The organism is Mycobacterium sp. GA-1285, from assembly GCF_001499905.1.
Classification (GTDB): domain Bacteria; phylum Actinomycetota; class Actinomycetes; order Mycobacteriales; family Mycobacteriaceae; genus Mycobacterium.
Genome location: NZ_LQIS01000009.1, coordinates 1 through 17716 on the forward strand (window position 1 = coordinate 1; position 17716 = coordinate 17716).

At 68.5% G+C, this 17716-nt stretch carries 20 protein-coding genes; 9 read left to right on the top strand and 11 right to left on the bottom strand.

Annotated elements, in window-relative coordinates; translation table 11 throughout:
• Positions 1–143 precede the first annotated feature (143 nt).
• From AU193_RS06955 to AU193_RS06965, 3 genes are read right to left on the bottom strand one after another with little or no spacing between them, the layout of a single operon-like run.
• Entirely contained in the window at positions 144–1154 is a 1011-nt protein-coding gene (locus AU193_RS06955; protein WP_064421641.1) for an NAD-dependent epimerase/dehydratase family protein, read from the bottom strand.
• Entirely contained in the window at positions 1151–1657 is a 507-nt protein-coding gene (locus tag AU193_RS06960; protein WP_064421642.1) for a nuclear transport factor 2 family protein, read from the bottom strand. Before AU193_RS06960 ends, AU193_RS06955 begins: the two co-directional genes overlap by 4 nt.
• 38 nt (positions 1658–1695) lie before the next feature.
• Positions 1696–2094, bottom strand: coding sequence for a hypothetical protein (locus AU193_RS06965; RefSeq protein WP_064421643.1), 399 nt, complete (start codon positions 2092–2094; stop codon positions 1696–1698).
• 59 nt (positions 2095–2153) lie between these two features.
• Between AU193_RS06965 and msrB the strand changes: the two genes are divergently transcribed.
• Complete coding sequence (gene msrB / locus AU193_RS06970; RefSeq protein WP_064421644.1) at positions 2154–2615, top strand: peptide-methionine (R)-S-oxide reductase MsrB; 462 nt, start codon at positions 2154–2156, stop codon at positions 2613–2615.
• Positions 2612–3124 (top strand): peptide-methionine (S)-S-oxide reductase MsrA, encoded by a 513-nt coding sequence (gene msrA / locus AU193_RS06975; RefSeq protein WP_064421645.1) that lies wholly within the window; start codon positions 2612–2614, stop codon positions 3122–3124. Before msrB ends, msrA begins: the two co-directional genes overlap by 4 nt.
• A 4-nt stretch (positions 3125–3128) precedes the next feature.
• Here msrA and AU193_RS06980 read toward each other — a convergent pair whose 3' ends face one another.
• Together AU193_RS06980 and AU193_RS06985 are read right to left on the bottom strand one after the other, a co-directional pair.
• Complete coding sequence (locus AU193_RS06980; RefSeq protein WP_064421756.1) at positions 3129–4460, bottom strand: cytochrome P450; 1332 nt, start codon at positions 4458–4460, stop codon at positions 3129–3131.
• 8 nt (positions 4461–4468) lie between these two features.
• Entirely contained in the window at positions 4469–5836 is a 1368-nt protein-coding gene (locus tag AU193_RS06985) for a cytochrome P450 (RefSeq protein ID WP_064421646.1), read from the bottom strand.
• A gap of 100 nt (positions 5837–5936) precedes the next feature.
• On the opposite strand from AU193_RS06985, the gene AU193_RS06990 reads away from it, so the two are divergent.
• The gene (locus AU193_RS06990) at positions 5937–6542 is read left to right on the top strand and encodes a TetR/AcrR family transcriptional regulator (protein WP_064421647.1); all 606 of its coding nucleotides are present in this window, start codon (positions 5937–5939) and stop codon (positions 6540–6542) included.
• A gap of 3 nt (positions 6543–6545) precedes the next feature.
• On the opposite strand, the gene AU193_RS06995 is transcribed toward AU193_RS06990, so the two are convergent.
• On the bottom strand, positions 6546–7115 hold the full coding sequence (locus AU193_RS06995) for a TetR/AcrR family transcriptional regulator (RefSeq protein ID WP_064421648.1): 570 nt from the start codon (positions 7113–7115) through the stop codon (positions 6546–6548).
• Between the two features lie 65 nt (positions 7116–7180).
• Between AU193_RS06995 and AU193_RS07000 the strand changes: the two genes are divergently transcribed.
• Entirely contained in the window at positions 7181–7828 is a 648-nt protein-coding gene (locus AU193_RS07000; protein ID WP_064421649.1) for a class I SAM-dependent methyltransferase, read from the top strand.
• Here the strand turns inward: AU193_RS07000 and AU193_RS07005 are convergent, their stop codons facing one another.
• From AU193_RS07005 to AU193_RS07015, 3 genes are read right to left on the bottom strand one after another with little or no spacing between them, the layout of a single operon-like run.
• Positions 7829–8908 carry a prenyltransferase gene (locus AU193_RS07005; RefSeq protein WP_156425146.1) on the bottom strand — a complete coding sequence of 360 codons (1080 nt, stop codon included), beginning with the start codon at positions 8906–8908 and terminating at the stop codon, positions 7829–7831.
• Positions 8895–9626, bottom strand: a complete 732-nt coding sequence (locus tag AU193_RS07010) for a class I SAM-dependent methyltransferase (RefSeq protein WP_064421650.1) — start codon at positions 9624–9626, stop codon at positions 8895–8897. The genes AU193_RS07005 and AU193_RS07010 overlap by 14 nt, the downstream gene beginning before the upstream one ends.
• Positions 9620–10855 (bottom strand): glycosyltransferase family 4 protein, encoded by a 1236-nt coding sequence (locus AU193_RS07015; RefSeq protein ID WP_064421651.1) that lies wholly within the window; start codon positions 10853–10855, stop codon positions 9620–9622. Before AU193_RS07015 ends, AU193_RS07010 begins: the two co-directional genes overlap by 7 nt.
• A 221-nt stretch (positions 10856–11076) precedes the next feature.
• Here AU193_RS07015 and AU193_RS07020 point away from each other — a divergent pair, with 221 nt between their 5' ends.
• The 5 genes from AU193_RS07020 to AU193_RS07040 all read left to right on the top strand — a co-directional run bounded on the left by AU193_RS07020 (position 11077) and on the right by AU193_RS07040 (position 16422).
• Positions 11077–11478, top strand: coding sequence for a DUF3224 domain-containing protein (locus AU193_RS07020; protein WP_064421758.1), 402 nt, complete (start codon positions 11077–11079; stop codon positions 11476–11478).
• Positions 11479–11724: 246 nt separating this feature from the next.
• Complete coding sequence (gene mycP / locus AU193_RS07025) at positions 11725–13074, top strand: type VII secretion-associated serine protease mycosin (protein WP_064421759.1); 1350 nt, start codon at positions 11725–11727, stop codon at positions 13072–13074.
• Positions 13071–14468, top strand: coding sequence for a type VII secretion protein EccE (eccE, locus tag AU193_RS07030; RefSeq protein WP_064421652.1), 1398 nt, complete (start codon positions 13071–13073; stop codon positions 14466–14468). Before mycP ends, eccE begins: the two co-directional genes overlap by 4 nt.
• Positions 14469–14494: 26 nt before the next feature.
• On the top strand, positions 14495–16096 hold the full coding sequence (locus AU193_RS07035) for a hypothetical protein (RefSeq protein WP_064421653.1): 1602 nt from the start codon (positions 14495–14497) through the stop codon (positions 16094–16096).
• On the top strand, positions 16093–16422 hold the full coding sequence (locus tag AU193_RS07040) for a YbaB/EbfC family nucleoid-associated protein (protein WP_253867671.1): 330 nt from the start codon (positions 16093–16095) through the stop codon (positions 16420–16422). The genes AU193_RS07035 and AU193_RS07040 overlap by 4 nt, the downstream gene beginning before the upstream one ends.
• Here AU193_RS07040 and AU193_RS07045 read toward each other — a convergent pair.
• Together AU193_RS07045 and AU193_RS07050 are read right to left on the bottom strand one after the other, a co-directional pair.
• A complete protein-coding gene (locus tag AU193_RS07045) occupies positions 16419–16916 on the bottom strand; it encodes a TIGR04338 family metallohydrolase (RefSeq protein ID WP_064421654.1) in 498 nt (165 codons plus the stop codon). The genes AU193_RS07040 and AU193_RS07045 overlap by 4 nt on opposite strands.
• Positions 16913–17689: a DUF2786 domain-containing protein gene (locus AU193_RS07050; RefSeq protein ID WP_064421655.1), complete on the bottom strand. Its 777-nt coding sequence runs from the start codon at positions 17687–17689 to the stop codon at positions 16913–16915. Before AU193_RS07050 ends, AU193_RS07045 begins: the two co-directional genes overlap by 4 nt.
• Between the last annotated feature and the right edge of the window lie 27 nt (positions 17690–17716).

A 17716-nucleotide genomic window follows, 5' to 3' on the forward strand; every position in this document is an offset into this window, starting at 1 on the left:
TCTGGACCAAAACCGCCGACCAAATCCTAGCCAGCATCGGCAACTACTGCTCACAAATTAATGACTCAGGACACTAGCCGCCAGCCGCTAGCCGCCGAAACTGAACTTCTGCACGAGAAGTCGCGAATTTTTCGTGCATATCTTCAGTTTCGCGCGCGACTGCTCGTGCGGCGCGCATCCCGCAGGCCGGCCCAGAACCGAGCCGCCTCACGGATCGACTCCTCGACAGGCCTTGGCCGCCAACCCAATTCGCGGTGGGCCTTGCTGCAATCGACCGGCGCTTCCGCGCGCATCAGGCGCAGCGAGCCGAGCGAGAACTTCTGGTCCTTTCCGGTCATCCGCGCCTTGACGGTGCCAAGCGCGGCCATTGCGTACGAGACCGGCAGCGGGATCGACCTCGTCGGCGCAGGCATTCCCGCGGCCTCGGCCGCGATGCGCACCACTTCGGCGTTGCTGATCATCTTCTCCGAGATCAGGTACCGCTCCCCGACCCGGCCGTGCTCCGCGGCGAGAATCATCGCGCGGGCCGCGTCGTCGACACCGACCGCCTCGAGTTCGATAGCGCTCATCACGAAGGGCAACTTGCCGAACGCCGCCCCGGCGATGATCGCGCCGTGCGGGGTGCGGCCCCAGTCACCGCCGCCGTAGGTGGTCGACACGCACATCGCCACCGCGGGCAGGCCGTGCTCGCGCGCATACCGCAGCACGAGCGTCTCGGCCTGCACCCGTGAGCGCACATACGGCGTCAGACCCTTGTCGACGATCACGTCGTCCTCGGTCGCCACGTGCCCGCGCCTTCGCCCGACCGTCACGTAGCTGCTGGTGTAGACGAACCGCCGCAGATGCATGTCCTTGGCCACCTCGAGCACGTTGCGGGTGCCCTCGACGTTCGTATAGAAGAGCGGCGTGGGGTCCTTGAGCCAACCGCGCGTGTCGACGACGCAGTAGTACACGTCGTCGACTCCGGTCATGGCCGCGCGCAGCGTGTCGTTGTACCAGATGTCGCCGAGGAAACGCTGCACGGGCAGATCGTCGATGCTCGTGGTGTTCGCATTCGGGCGGACCATGACGCGCACGTCATGGCCGGCGGCCACCAGCTGCCGGGTGACGTGCGATCCGAGGAAACCGTTGGCCCCGATGACCAGCTTGCTCACTTGCTGCCCCCGTACTGCTTCATCCACTCCTCGGCCTCGGGCGGCAGCGTGCCGAGTTCGGCGGCCTTGCGGCACCACTTCACCGTCGCCTTGACGAACCGCAGCGGGTTGTAGATGTCCTCCTGCCGACGCCACAGCCCGTCGCCGGCATAGGTGACGATCGAGATGTTGGTGGCGCTGATGACGGTGCCGTCACCGGGATCGCGCATCGGGTTGTCGAGCTCGCAGATGATCCGGCCCGTCGCCTCGTCGATCACGGTCCACAGCGACGGGAACGACGTCATGTAGCTCCCGGGAAACGACTCCATCGTCTTCCAGATCCAGGGGCGCACCTGTTCGCGGCCGCGCATGGTGCCTGCCGCGTGCTCGACGTAGACGACGTCGTCGGTGTACTGGTCGACCCAGGGATCCCAGTCGCGGGTCTGCGCGGCGCGGTCGACCGTCGCCTCGAACTGCTGAAACGCCGCGGCGAGTTCGTCGCGGCTGAAGGTGCTGCCCGTCACACCAGAACTAGAACACGTTCTAACGAGCTTGTCGAGGGTCAGAACGCGGTGAGCACCGGACGGCTGCCCAGTGGATCCTGCAGCGGAACGTCGAGGATCCCCGACACCGCGATCATGATGCACGGGCGGTCCACGGCTTCGGGCAGCGTGCCGCCGAGGAGCTCGACGGTGACGGTTTCGGGAGTCTCCTGGACCGTCGCGTGCACTCCGTAGCACTGCGGGGTGCCGGTGGTGAAGTGCACCCCGACGGCGCGGTCGCCGGCGACGCGGTTGAACGACTCGGCTCGCATCGGATGCGCGTCGACGATCGCGGGGTTGTCGACGAACACCAGGCCTGGATAGCCGGGCCGCTCCGGCAGCACCGCTGTCTCCGCCGACGCCGCCGGGGCCATCCAAACGGCCAGTACCGCGGCCATGAGGGCGAGGAACGTGCGCATCACACAACCGTAATCCGCGGCCGGAACACGGCGGTCGGTTCGACGGTTATACAGGCACTATGACACGGCAATACAACAAGAACCCCGCCGCGGTGAACGCGCTCTCGCCGGAGCAGTACCGCGTCACGCAGCGCAACGGCACCGAGCGGCCGTTCACCGGCGAGTACTGGGACAACCACGAGCCGGGTGTCTACGTCGACGTGGTCTCCGGCGAGCCGCTGTTCGCCTCGGTCGACAAGTTCGACAGCGGGACAGGCTGGCCCAGTTTCACCCGTCCGATTGAAGCGGCCAACGTCGTCGAGAAGCGCGACTTCTCGCACCTGATGATCCGCACGGAGGTGCGCTCGGCGCACGGCGACAGCCACCTCGGCCACGTCTTCACCGACGGGCCCCGCTCGGAGGGCGGGTTGCGCTACTGCATCAACTCCGCTTCGCTGAGGTTCGTCCACCTCGAGGACCTCGAAGCCGAGGGTTACGGCGAGTACAGGAAGCTGTTCGTGAACGAGGAGGCGCAGAAATGAGCTACAGAAAAGCGATCCTGGCGGGCGGTTGCTTTTGGGGCATGCAGGATCTGATCCGCCGCCAGCCGGGCGTGGTGTCCACGCGCGTCGGCTACACCGGCGGCGAGAACGCCAATCCCACCTACCGCAATCATCCCGGCCACGCCGAGGCCATCGAGATCGTCTACGACCCCGCGCAGACCGACTACCGCGCGCTGCTCGAGTTCTTCTTCCAGATCCACGATCCGACCACGAAGAACCGTCAGGGCAACGACGTCGGCACCAGCTACCGGTCGGCGATCTTCTACCTCGACGACGAGCAGAAGCGCGTCGCGCTGGACACCATCGCCGACGTCGACGCGTCGGGGCTGTGGCCGGGCAAGGTCGTCACCGAGGTGACGCCGGCGAGCGACTTCTGGGAGGCCGAGCCCGAGCACCAGGATTACCTGGAGCGCTACCCGAACGGCTACACGTGCCATTTCCCGCGGCCGGGCTGGAAGCTGCCAAAGCGCGAAACGGCCAGCCAGTAGCGCGTCAGGTGCGGTGGCGCACCACGACGCGGCCACCGTCCTTCGGGGTGAACGCGATGCCGCGGAAGTGCACCTTCTCGTCGGGCGCGTCGTCGGTCTCGATCACCAAGTGGCGCAGCACCGTTCGCAGGACGACGTCCATCTCGACGTTCGCGAACGCGGCGCCGATGCACCGGCGGGTGCCCCCACCGAACGGCACCCAGGCCGCCGGCGGGCGCTTGCCGAGGAACCGGTCGGGATCGAAGCGTTCGGGGTCGGGAAACACGTCCGGGTTGGTGTGCATGTTCGCCAGCGAGACCAGCACGGTGTAACCGTGCGGGATCCGCCACTGCCCGACGTCGAAATGCGGTGCGAGGACGTGGCGGCCCGAGAAGTCGATGACGGTCCGATTGCGCTGCAACTCGTTGATGAAGGCCTGCCGGTACTCGTTTCCGCCGGCGTCGTTCTCCTCGACCAGCCTGGCCAGCACCGCGGGATGGCGGCGCAAGCGTTCGAACGCCCACCCGAGCGTCGACGCGGTCGTCTCATGGCCCGCGCCGAGAAGGGTGAGCAGCTCGTCGGAGATGTCCTGGTGCGACATCGGGGTGCCGTCCTCGTAGGTGCTGCCGAGTAGCAGCGCCAGGATGTCGGTGCGCTGCTCGCGGGCGGGATCGGCCTGCGCTTTGTCGATCAGCGCGAAGACCGTGCGGTCGAAGTCGCGCCGGAACCTCTCCAGGCGACCCCACGGCGTGTAGGGCCCGGTCTTGAACGGCGGCTCGGGCAGCGTCGCCATGCGGGAACCGAGCTTGGCCCACGGCGGGATGATCTCGCGCAGATAGTCGAGTTCGGCGCCGTCGGCCCCGAACACGGTGCGCAGGATGACGTTCAGCGTGATCCGGTTCATCGGTTCGAGGGTGGGAAACTCGACACCCTCGGGCCAGGCCGTGATCTCGCGGAGCGTCTCCTCCTCGATGATCTTCTCGTAGTTCTTGATGCTCTGGCCGTGGAACGGCGGTGCGAGCAGCTTGCGACGCTTGCGGTGCTCGACCCCGTCGAGCGCGAACACCGAACCGGGGCCGAAGATCCGGCTGAGGTTCGGTTGGACGTTGATCAGGTCGTCGGTGCTGGCCAGATAGACTGTCCGAATCAGCGCGGGGTCGGCGATCACCACCGTGCGGCCGAAGAACGGCACATTGATCGCGAACACCGGACCGTATCGCTCGAGCGCCTTGCCCAGATACCAGCGGCGGAATCCCGCCATCAACACCATCTGAACGGCCTTGGGCAGCGGTACCGCCGGCGGCATCTTGCCGGGCGTGACCACGGCCTGCTGGGCGGCGGCGGTTGCGTTGGTCATCGGTTCGTTCACTCCTCCTGCGCGAGCGGTCTTCCACGGCGGTGCACGACGATGCGCCCGCCGTTTTTCGGGGTGTAAGCCACACCGCGCGAGTGCATCTTCTCCGCAGGCGCGGTAGTGGTGTCGATCACGAGGTGGCGCAACACGGTTCGTAGCACCACGTCCATCTCGACGTTGGCGAAGACGGCGCCGACACACCTGCGGGTGCCCCCGCCGAACGGGATGAAGCTGAACGTGGGCGGCCGCTCCCCGAGGAAGCGCTGCGGGTCGAAACGCTCGGGCTCGGGAAACTCGGCTGCCCTGTCGTGCATCAGCGATATGCTTGCCAGCATCGTATAGTCTTGCGGGACAATCCATTCGCCCAACTCGAAAGTCGGGGAGTAGACGTGTCTCCCTGCGAAGTCGATCACGGTGCGCGACCGTTGCACCTCTGCGATGACGGCCTGGCGGTAGTCGTTGCCGTCGGTCTGCGCCTCGGACACTAGCCTGGCCAGCACATCGGGGTGGCGGATGATCCGCTCGAACGCCCAGGCCAGAGTGGAGGCGGTGGTCTCGTGTCCGGCAGCGAGAAGGGTCAGCAGTTCGTCGCCGATGTCCTTGCGGGACATGGCGGTACCGTCCTCGTGGGTGCTGCGCAGCAACAGCGCCAGAACGTCTGTCCTCTCGGTCAAGCCGGGATCGTCCGTCACCCGGTCGATCAGCTTGTCGATGACCTCGTCGTATTGTCTGCGGTACTCGGCCAGCCGTCCCCACGGAGTGAAGCGGCCGTAGGTGCGTGAGGGCGCGGGCAACGCCGCCAGCCGCGAACCGAGCGTCACCCACGGGGGGATGATCCGCCGCAGATCGTCCAACTGCTCACCATCGGCGCCGAACACCGCGCGCAGGATCGCGTTGAGGGTGATCCGCATCATCGGCTCCAGAGTCGGAAACGCCTGACCCTCCGGCCAGTTCGCCGATTCGCGCAGCGTCTCCTCTTCGAAGATCTTCTCGTAGTTGCGAACGCTCTTGCCGTGGAACGGCGGTGTCAGCAACCGGCGCCGACGCCGGTGTTCGGCCCCGTCGAGCGCGAACACCGAACCGGGGCCGAGCACCCGCGACAGGTTCGGCTGGATGTTGCCGACGTCGTCGGTGTCGGCCATGAACAGTTGCTTGGCCAGCTGCGGCTCGCCGACGACGACCGTGCGGCCGAAGACAGGGACATTCAGTGTGAAGACCGGGCCGTAGCGGCGGGCGATCCGCGCGGCGGTCCAACGCCGGGAGATCGAGAATGCGATACCCAGCAGAGGCTTGGGGATCGGCGGCTTGGGCGGGAGGTTGATCGCGGCAGGCGACGACGACGCAGCAGATGTGGGCGTATCGCTCAAAGCTTCGCTCATGACGCTCCCCGCAACTTCCCTCGGTACTACGGTGTACCGCAGGATTGTGTAGTACGGTACCGCTTGGTACCAGCAGACGCAAGGGTGTCGAGGAGGCGGTATGACCACTGCGCTGGACAGCGGCGCGCATACCGCGGCCGACGGCGCGTTCCGGGACCGCTTGCTCGACGGCATCGCCGCCTCGATCGCTGAACGCGGCTACCGCGACACCACCGTCGCCGACATCGTGCGGCATGCGCGAACCTCCAAGCGCACGTTCTACGAACAGTTCGCGAGCAAAGAGGAATGCCTTATCGAACTGCTGCGCCGCAACAACGAGACGATGATCGCCAGCATCCGCGCGGCGGCGGAGCCCGAGGCCGACTGGCGCGATCAGATCCGCTTGGCGGTGACGGCCTATGTCGACCACATCGCCTCGCGACCGGCGATCACCTTGGCCTGGATTCGTGAGGCGCCCGCGCTGGGGACGGCAGCGCAACCGCTGCACCGGCACGCCATGGATCACCTGACCGACATGCTCGTCGGAATCAGCAGCACTCCCGGCTTCGAACGCGCAGACCTGGCTCCGATATCGCGTCCCCTGGCCCTCATCATCCTCGGCGGCCTGCGGGAGTTGACCGCGCTCTTCGTCGAGGACGGGCGCGATCTGCGCGGCATCATCGAACCGGCGATCACCGCGTCGGTGGCGATCCTCGGCTCGCGCTGACGATCAGCCGAGGATCAGCCGCGCCGATTTCTCCAGTCGCTCCGCGATTTCGGCGTAAGAGGCGTATCCCATGCCCGCGCGCACCAGCGCACCCGAGTACAGCATCTCCAGCGTGTCGACGACGTCGGGAGCGGTGTCGGCGCCCACGGCCGCGGCGAGGCGATCGCGGATCTCCCGGCCGATGCGCAACCGCAGCACCTCGACGTCGGGATCGCGTCCCAGCAGCGCCGTCGTCACCGCACCGGCGAATGCGGGTTCGTCGGCGACCAGCAACGCGATGTGCCGCAGCACCTCGGTGACCCGGGTGGCGCGGTCGTCGGACGCGTGCGCCGCCGGTGGAGACGCCGCGAGCCTGCGCCAGAACACCTCGGCGACAAGGTGTTCCTTGGAGGAGAAGTAAGTGTAGGCGGTGGCAGCGCCGACGCCGGCGTCGGCGGCCACCCGTCGTACCGTCAGACCGGCGAAGCCCTCGCGGCTGAGGAGTTCGACCGCGGCGCGGCCCAGGCGGTCGACGGTGTCCGCCTGTTTGGCGGTCAGACGGCGCCGAGTCGACTCCAGGGCCGTGTCGGACACATGTCCGGACGCTACTACAACGCCCCTGCACCAGCAACGATTCGCTCCGAGTAGGTTCGATACCGATGCGCACCACAGACGAACTCTTCGCCCTGGCCGAGCAGGTCACCGGATTCATGCCCCCTGACGAGGGCAGGGCCTTGTTCGAGGCAGCCGTGAAGTACCTCGGCGACGGCATCGGCGTCGAGATCGGCACGTACTGCGGCAAGTCGACCGTGTTGCTCGGGGCCGCCGCGCAACAGACCGGCGGCGTGATCTACACCGTCGACCACCACCACGGCTCCGAAGAACACCAACCGGGGTGGGAGTACCACGACGAGTCGATGGTCGATGCGGTCACCGGATTGTTCGACACGTTGCCGACGGCGCGGCACACGCTCGACGCCGCGGGCCTGGACGACCACGTCGTCGCGATCGTCGGCCGCTCACCCGTCGTGGCGCGGGGATGGCGAACCCCGTTGCGCCTGTTGTTCATCGACGGTGGCCACACCGAGGAAGCCGCGCAGCGCGACTTCGACGGCTGGACCCCGTGGGTGCAGGTGGGCGGCGCACTCGTCATCCATGACGTGTTCCCCAACCCCGACGAGGGCGGCCAGGCGCCGTTCCACATCTATCGGCGAGCGTTGGACACCAACTGTTTTCGCGAGATCTCCGCGACCGGATCCATGCGGGTGCTGGAGCGGACGGACGGGGTGGCCGGCGAGCCGCTGTGACTAGCGGTCGCTCGTCGCGCACTCGCAGTCGTACTCGCCTTCGAGCCCGCGCGGAAGGTCTGCTCCGCGGAAGATCCCGCTGGCGGTCGAGGTCGACGACAGCGCGTCGGCGGCCAGAATCATCGCCGCGCCGGTCCACGTCGTACGCTCCTCCGGCCAGCGCTTGCCGTCGGCGAACACCAGACCCGTCCAGTAGGAGCCGTCGTCCTCACGCAGATGGTGCATCGCGGCGAACTGCTCCCGAGCACGCATCGTGTCGCCCATCGCATCCAAAGCCAGCACCAGCTCACAGGTTTCGGCCCCGGTCACCCACGGCCGGTCGTCGACGCACCGGATACCCAGTCCGGGAACCACGAAGTCATGCCAGCGCTCGTCGATCCGCAGCCTGGCCGCCGCGCCCCGCACCGCGCCGGTCAGCACCGGGTAGTACCACTCCATCGACCAGCGGTCCTTCACCGTGAACGCCTCGGGATGGTGGGCGATGGCATGGCCGAGCCGGCCCACCGCGACCTCCCATTCCGGCTGCGGGTCGTCGAAATAGTCCGCGAGCGCCAGCGCACACCGGATGCTGTGGTAAATACTCGCGCACCCCGTCAGCAGGGCATCGGGTTCGATGCTGGAAGTGCTTCTCGCCCAAGCGATCTCACCGCCACCGAGCTGCATACCGAGCACGAAGTCAATCGCCTTGGTGACCACCGGCCACATCGTCTCCGCAAAGCGCCGGTCGCCGGTGATCAGCACATGGTGCCAGACGCCGGTGGCGATGTAGGCGCAGAAGTTGCTGTCACTGTTGGCGTCTTCGATGACGCCGTTGCGCAACTGGATGGGCCACGATCCGTCGGGACGCTGGTTCGCGCGCGACCACTCGAACGCCGCGCGTGCCGGCTCGAGCAGTCCGGCGACAGTCAACGCCATCGCGTTCTCGATGTGATCCCACGGATCGGTGTGGCCACCATCGAACCACGGCAGCGCGCCCGACGACTCCTGGGTAGCAGCAATGGATTTGGCGGTCTGTCGGCACTGTTCGGGTGTCAGCACCCCGGGGACGCCCGGGATGCCGTCGAGCTCAGGCGTCAGCACCGGCGCCCACCGGTTTGGTGAAGTACAACGCGACGCTCTTACCGATCAGCGGGTTGAGCAGCGACTCGGCCGACCTGGTCAGCCACGGGCGGCTCATCATGTCCCACACCAGCATCCGGTGGTACGCCTTCACCGCGAGGTGATCCGAATTCTCGGTTCCCACCGCGCATTTCAACCACCAGTACGGGGAGTGCAGAGCGTGCGCATGATGTGTGTGCTCGAGCCGCAGGCCGTGGGCGAGCACCTTGTCGCGCAGCCGGTCGGCGTGATAGATCCGCACGTGCCCGCCCTCGTTGGCGTGGTAGGAGTCCGAGAGCACCCAGCAGAGCTTCTCGGGGAGCCACCGCGGCACCGTGACGGCAAGCGTTCCGCCGGGCCTGAGCACCCGGACCAACTCGGCGATCACCTTCTCGTCCTCGGGCACGTGTTCGAGGATCTCCGAGGCAATCACGCAGTCGAAAGTGGCGTCGGCATAAGGCAGATCGAGCGCGTCGCCCTTGACCGTCTCGGCCTTGGCCGTCGGTGGCGCCTCACCCTGTTCGCGCATGGCGGTCAAGATCTCGTCGACGTCGTTGAGGTCGGCGGCGTTGTGGTCGAACGCGACGACGTCCGCGCCGCGCCGGTAGGCCTCGAAGCTGTGGCGGCCCGCGCCGCATCCGACGTCGATCACCTTCATGCCCGCGCCGACACCGAGCCGATCGAAGTCGACCGTCAGCATGCGCCGACCCGTTCGCGCGCCTTCTCGTAGACCGCGACCGTCTGCGCGGCGACCGATTGCCAGCTGAACACCTCCAGCGCGCGCCTGCGGCCGTTCGCGCCGAGGCGGGCCAGTTCACGCGGCGAGTCGAGCAGTTCGCCCAGCACCGCGGTCAATTCGTCGACGTCGGCGGGCGTGACCAGCCGTGCACAATCGCCGTCGGCCCCGACCACTTCGGGCAGCGCACCGGCGCGGCTGGCCACGATGGGCGTGCCGCTGGCCATGGCCTCGACGGCCGGCAACGAGAACCCCTCGTAAAGCGAAGGGATGCAGGCGATTTCAGCCGAGGCCAGCAGATCGGCCAGCTGGCTGTCGGACAACCCGCTGGAGCTGTGCACGATGTCGGAGATGCCGAGTTCGGCGATGAGTTTCTCGGTCGGGCCGTTCGGTTCGAGCTTGGCGACCAGCTGCAGTTCGAGGTCGCGTTCGACGCGTAGCCGGGCCACCGCGTGCAGGAGGTGCCGGACACCTTTGAGTGGGACATCGGCGCTGGCGATCGCGATGATGCGGTTGCGCACCCGTCGCTCGGCGGGCTTGAACATCGCGGTGTCCACCCCCAGCGGCACGACGTGCAGCTGGCTGGGCGCGACACCGAAGTCCTCGGCGATGTCGGCCGCCGACGTCGACGACACGGTGAGCAGTTCGGGGATCTCGCAGGCGACCTGCTTCTGCATCTCGGCGAAGCCGTACCACCGCCGCACGAGCGGTTTGCGCCACCACCTGGCGGCGGCGACGTCGACCACCTTGTCGCGGGTGATCGGGTGGTGCACGGTGGCGACCACCGGAAGGCCGAGGCCGGCGATCTTGCGCAGCCCGGTGCCCAGGCACTGGTTGTCGTGCACGACGTCGAACTCGTCGGCACGCTCGGCGAGCATCCGCGCGGCGCGCAGGCTGAATGTGCGCGGTTCGGGAAAGCCCGCCGTCCAGGTGGTCAGCAGCTCGAGCAGGTCGATCGACGTCTTGATCTCGTTCGGCCACGGGATCCGGAACGGATCGGGTTCCCGGTAGAGGTCGAGGCTGGGCACCTGGGTCAGCCGCACGCGGGGATCGAGTTCCTCCGGATAGGGCTGGCCCGAGAACACCTCGACGTCGTGGCCCAGCTCCGCGAGCCCGCGGGAGAGGTAGCGGACGTAGACGCCTTGCCCACCGCAGTGGGTCTTGCTCCGGTACGACAACAGGGCGATGCGCATGTTCAACTCAAGACGATGCGCACAAGCGGGCGAATCCAGGGCCGGTGAGCTGGACAAATCGTGTCACGCAACAACTCCGAACCTTCTGGACATGTGTCCAGACTATAGTTTGACCTGCTAGCGGACGCAACGCGACCGTGATGCCTTGACTATCACAGTGGCCGGGAGTGCTGCCGGTCGGCTCTCGGTTCTGCGCTCCGGCGACCGGGTATCCGCCCGTCATGAGCAGACACATCGAGGCGACCTTCCAGATCGCCAGCTGGGACGAGACGCCGTTCGAGGACGGCGACGAGGCCACCAAGCTCACCGAGGCCCTCGTCACGAAACGCTACGAGGGCGACATCCAGGGCACGTCGACGACCAAGTGGTTGTTGGCCTACGCGCCGGACAAGAGCGCGTTGTTCGTCGGCATCGAGCACGTCACCGGAACCATCGTGGGCGCCACCGGCGGCCTGGTGCTGTTGCACGACGGCGCCTACCGCGACGGCGTGGCCACCGCGGAGGTCCGGATCGCTTCGGGCACCGGCGGGCTGGCCGAGGCGGCGGGCAGCGGGAAGTTCCGCGCCGACCCGGCCGGGGCGCTCACCCTCGACGTCGACGGCCTGGACATCGCTGTTACTTAGTGCCTGGACGGTCACCTAGGAAAAAGCCGCCGGTGGCGACGGGGCGAACCTTGGTGACGGGCGTGCGGCATCAGATAGTGGGCTGAGTCCCCCGAGCGGCCCCTTAAGATTGGCTGCGTGCAATCGGCCCGTCGGCGTGACGTGAGAGTTTGCCCTGCGCAGCGGGCGGATTCGAGTTTGCTGCGCGCATCCCAGCACACCGCCGACCAGTCCGGCCGTCGGGGAGGTGTGTAGCGCGTGCGGCGCATGACCGAACGCGTCGGCGTGCTGACGGCGGTGCTGCTGCTGGCATTGGTCGCCGCCCCTCCTGCGACGGCGATCGAGCCGCCGGCGATCGATCCCGCGGCGGTGCCGCCGGATGAGACCGGGCCGGACCAGCCGATGGAGCAGCGCCGGGTCTGCTCGACTCCGACGGTGTTTCCCGGCGCCAACTTCGCCGACCGACCGTGGGCGAACGACTACCTGCGGTTGTCCGACGCGCAGAAGTTCGCGACGGGCTCGGGCGTCACCGTCGCGGTGATCGACACCGGTGTCGTCGGCTCACCGCGGGTGCCTGCCGAACCGGGTGGAGACTTCGTCGACCAGGCCGGCAAGGGCATGTCGGACTGCGATGCGCACGGCACGTTGACCGCGTCGATCATCGCGGGCAGGGGCGCGCCGAACGACGGCTTCGTCGGCGTCGCTCCCGACGCCCGCATCCTGTCGCTGCGGCAGACCTCCGAGGCGTTCCAGACGGTGGGTGCGCGCCAGGACCCCAACGACCCCAACGCCACGCAGACCGCCGGATCGCTGCGCAGCCTCGCGCGCGCCGTGGTGCACGCGGTCAACCTCGGCGCGCAGGTCATCAACATCAGCGAGGCGGCCTGCTACAAGGTCACCCGCCCGATCAACGAGACCAGCCTGGGCGCCGCCATCAACTACGCGGTCAACGTCAAAGGTGCGGTCATCGTCGTCGCCGCAGGCAACACCGGCCAGGATTGCGCGCAGAACCCGCCCGCCGACCCCGCGGTTCCGACCGATCCGCGCGGCTGGAAGCAGGTACAAACGATCGTCAGCCCGGCCTGGTATTCACCACTCGTGCTGACGGTCGGCGGGATCGCCCCCAACGGCCAGCCGAGCACGTTCTCGATGTCCGGCCCTTGGTTGGGCGCCGCGGCGCCTGCCGAGAACCTCGTCGCGCTGGGCTACGACGGCAATCCGGTCAACGCGCTGCAGGGCCAGGACGGTCCGATTCCGATCAGCGGGACGTCGTTCGCCGCGGCCTACGTCTCGGGGCTGGCGGCCTTGCTCAAGCAGCGCTTTCCCGCGCTCACGCCCGCCCAGATCATGAACCGGATCACCGCGACGGCGCGGCACCCGGGTGGTGGCGTCGACAACTACGTCGGCGCAGGCGCCGTCGACCCCGTCGCCGCGCTGACGTGGGACGTGCCCGCCGGTCCGGAGCAGGCGCAGTACCGGGTGAAGGAGCTGCCGCCCCCGGTGTTCACCCCGCCGCCGGATCGGGGGCCGATCACCGCGGTGGTCATCGCCGGGGTCGGGCTCGCGGCCGCACTCGGGCTCGGAGCGCTGGCCCGTCGCGCGTTGAGGCGCCGATGAACAGGATCCTCGGCATGTTCGGCCTGCGCTTCACGACGGGCCATGCGATCTGGGCCGCTGCGCTGATCCCCGCGGCCATCCTGGTGTTCGCCGAGCTGAACATGTCGTGGCTCGGGATCGCGCTCGCCGTGCTGATCGCGCTCGGCTCGGTGGTGACCATCCGCGGGCTGCGGATCACCGGTTGGATGGCGGCGTTGTTCGCGTGGCGGCGCAGGCATCGCGATGTTCCGCAGCGGCCGTCCGAACCCGCGGTGGGCGCCACCGTGATGCCGGGCGATCACGTCGCCGTGCGATGGCAGGACGACCACCTGGTGGCGGCCGTCGAGCTGGTGCCGCGTCCGTTCACCCCGACGGTGATCGTCAACGGTGCGGCGTTCACCGACGATGTCGTCGACACCCGGCTCGTCGAACAACTCGTGGCCGCACACTGCCCGGATCTCGAGGCCGACGTGGTGTCATCGGGGTATCGCGTGGGCAAAACCGCTCCCGCGGCGCTGATTTCGCTCTACGAACAGGTGGTCGGCCCGTATCCGGCCCCGGCGAACCGGCGCACCTGGATCGTGGTGCGCGCCGACCCCGAGTCCACGCGCAAGTCGTCGCAGCGTCGCGAGTCCGGAGTCGCCGGGCTGGCCCGGTACCTGGTGGCATCGGCGACACGGATCGCGGATCAACTGGCCGGCCACGGAATCGATGCCCGCCCCGCTCGCAGCTTCGACGATCTCGACCGGACAACCGAGATCAGCTTCGAGCGTGAGACGTGGTCGGCGATCAAGGGCCGCAGCACGTTCACCGCCGCCTACACCGCGCCGGGCGGACCGGACGTGTGGTGGTCGGCGCGCGCCGACCATACGATCACCAGGGTCCGCATCCGGCCCGGTGAGGCTCCGCGCTCGACGGTGCTATTGACCACCCTGGCGAATCCCACCACACCGCGCGGCTTTTCGTCTCTGTTCGGCGGGCAGCGGGCGGCTTTGCACGGCATCAGCCCGGTCGGTGACCGCCACTACGAACTGCCGATCGGGTCGGCGGGGGTCCTGATCGGTGAGACCGCCGACCGGTACCCCGTCTACATGCCGTTCGACGACGTCGACGTCAGCGTCAACCTCGGCGACTCCCGACTGTTCACACAGTTCATCGTGCGGTCCGCGGCGGCGGGCGCGGTCGTCACCCTGACGCCACAGTTCACCGAGTTCGCCGGATACGTCGACGCCAGGATCGGGGACGAGGCCAAGGTGGCCTGGCCGCGGGCGACGACGTACCTGAGCCCGCATCCAGGCATCGGTCGGGTGATATTGCGCGACAACCACATCGAGACCCCCCGGCATCGCCGGCTACCGATACGGCTGATCAATCCGCGTGAGGAAAGCCGCTACCAGATGGTCCTCGAGGGCTGAGCCGACATGCGGGCGCAGGGGTAGCGATGGGCGAGATCCAGCGGGTCGAACCGGCGGAGCTCACCAAGCAGTCCGTCGAGATGCGCGGGACGCAGTGGCACAACCCCGTCGCAGAAGCGGTGGTGCCCCCGGACGCGCTGCCGTCCTCGGCCGCCGCGGTCGCCAATCTGAACGCGAACGCGCAGTCGCTGCTGGAGTTTCAGCGGTGGGCCGAGGCGGAGAACGAGCGCATCGCCGAGATGCTGCAGATCGCCGCCGACGCTTACACGAAGGTCGACGAGGCCTGCGGGCGGGCCATCGAGAACCCCACGCGCCAAGCGGCGATCGAGGCGATCGCGGTGCCCGCCCCGGCGACGCCGCCGCCCACACCTCCTCATCCTGTCGGGGCTCCGCGGCCACTCGATGCGGCCGGTTACAGCGACGTGCACCAGACGCAGGCCGACCTGGTCGCCGGTGACAACGGCGCGTCGCTGAAGACGGCGATGCTGCAGTGGGCTCTGGCCGGCACCCGGGTCAGGGACCACGCGCCGCGGCCGCCCACCGGCGACTGGGAGGGCCGGGCCGCCGACGCCGCCTACGCCAGGATGGCCGAGTTCGGCGGCTGGCTGGAACAGCTCGCCGAGGGGTGGCACGACCTCGCGGAGGCGGCGGCGAAAATCGTTGCCGCACATGACTCCGCGAAAGCCGAGCACGCGGGCGTCCACACCGAGTATGTGGCGTTGGAGGCGCAGCTGCGTGAGCTCGCGGCGCAGACGACCGTGGGCAACGCCGCCGCGGCTTCCAATGAGATAGCGAAGATCCAGACGCGGATGCAGGAGCTGCAGCAGCGGTCCGACGAAGTGCGCCAGGACTATGCGAGCAGCGCGACGTTCTCACCTGTCCGACCCGCGATGCCGTCCGGCCCGGACGCCGACAGTGCCGCCTTCGTCGGTGGGCCCGGAGGCACCGGCGCGCAACCGGGCGGTCAGCTCTCGGGCCTGCCGTCGTACGGTGCACAGCAGTCCGGGACGGCGAACGGGGCCGACCCTGGGGCGCGCTCGGGTGGTGCTCCGGCTCGTGGTGCTCGAGCCGGCGGTGGTGCTCAAGCCGGCGGTGGCGCGCCGTCGGGCGCAGGTGCGCCGGTCGGCGGTGGTGTCCCGCCCGGCGGCGGTGCTTCTTCGGGAGGGAGCGGCAGCCCGGGTGGTGCTGCGGCGCCGGGGCCGAAGTCGCCGACCGATCCACGGTTACGTCCAGCCGCGGCGGCCGGCGGTGCCGGGGCGAGCGGCGGGAAGGGCAGCGGCGCCGGAGGCGGTGGGAAAGGCAGTGGCGCCGGAGGCGGTGGCATGCCACCGTCGCCGATGTCCGCGCCGGTGACGGCGGAGACGGTCGCGCCGGCGCCGACCGTGCCGGCCGCGGCGGGTGCCGCACCGGGACCGGCTTCCGACGGGCGCGCGGGTGCGGCGATGGGCGGCGGCATGGCCCCGATGGCACACGGTGCGGGCGCCCAGCCGGGTAAGGAGAAACGGCGCGACCCCCGGCTGGCGCCCGACGAGGATCTTTACACCGAGGACCGGCCGTGGACCGAGGCGGTCGTCGGCAATCGCAGGCGCAGACCGGTCACCGACGGTGAGAGTCGAGAAGCCACGTGACCGACGAGATGCATCCCGACGTCGCCGCCGTCCTACGGCAGGCGCAGCAGTTGCAGTCGGTCATGGACGAGCAGTTGCACCGGATGAACTCTAAAACCTTCACCGGCACAGACGAACTCGACACCGTGCGGGTGACGCTGGATGGTCACCACCGCGTGACCGGCGCCGTCATCGAGGACGGGCTGCTCGGCCTCGGTGTCGAGGAGGTCCAGAAGCGGCTCAACGAGGCCCTCGAGAATGCGAGTGCCGCGGCGACCGCGTCGTTCGAGGCCGACCGCGACCGGATCGATGCCGCCGTCGCCGACATCACCGACCGAAACCGCTAGCGCACACCCTCTTTCGCGTACACCACGCGTAACACGTGGGCTACCTCCGGCCCCATCACCGCGTCGGCGAGTTCACAAAAGGTGGTCACGAACTCCGGTCCATGCGGCGGCGCCGCCTCGCACAGGTGATGCGCGATCTCGTGCAGCACGACCAATTCGCGTAGTGCCCAGCGGGTTCGGGACCGCGGGACCGCGATCACCGCATCGCCGTCGTCGTCGACCTCGTAGTGGGCGGCGGCGGCTCCCCGCCTGGGACGCACACCGAGCGGAGCCACCTGCGCCCACCGCCGCCGCACGGCCGGCAACGCCAGCACGTCGTCGACATAGCGCTGCACCGACTCCAGCGACGCGAACCGCGCCTCGGGAGGCAGCGTCAACGAGGTTCCGAAGAACTCGACGCCACGGTTACCGTGCTCGGCGGCCCTGTCGAACAAGGTCCGGACGAACTCCTCGGCGGCGTACACCTTCGCCCGTTGGGTGTCGCGCGGGGTCACGACTCCCCGGAGGCGCGGCGTCCGTTGCCGGGCAGCGCCGAGCGCGCACTCGCCAGTTCCGGGCTGGGCCCGAGCCTGGCGTTGCGACCAGCACGGTCGCCCGCGCGGCGAGCGGCCGAGGAGTAGCCGGCCGTCGCGCTGGTCGCCCGCCACGTCCCCCGTGCCTCGGACGTCTGGCGATAGAAGTCGCGCAGCTCGAGGTCCTTGTCGCGCAACGCGATCGCCGTGCCCGGTGGGCTGTCGCGGCTGCTCGTGGCCTCCCGCCGTGCCTCCTCGCGCGCCTCGATCAGCCGCCGGCCGATACGGGCGCCGAACGCCAACTGGAAGTTGATCCGCGCGGTGATGGTGGGAGTGGGGCGGTGGGCACCGGAGGCGATGTAGGCCTGCGAGGCTTTGACCATCTGCATGACCAGGCTCGCGTAGAGCGCATGGCTGGCGTCGATGTCCTCGGGAAAGCCGTACGCGTAGACGAATGTCGAGTTCGATGCCACATCGCATTTCACATCGTTGGCATGTGCGATCACGGTGAACAGCTGCACATACGTCCGCAGCCCGCGGGTGCCTGCATTGCCGATGGTGATCGTGCGCTGCACCGGCATCTGCGCCTTCGTGCGCTGATCGGAGTGCGATCGCGCGACCGCCAGGTCGATGGACGTGGCTGTGGCCAATCGTTGCGCAGCGGCCATGAACGCGTCCGACTCGTGCGGGTTGTCGGTGCCCTCGGCCTGGCGCAGCAGGGCGGCGATGCGCGCCAGCATCTTGTCGTCACTCATGCGCGATCCACTTCGCTTCTCGCTTCC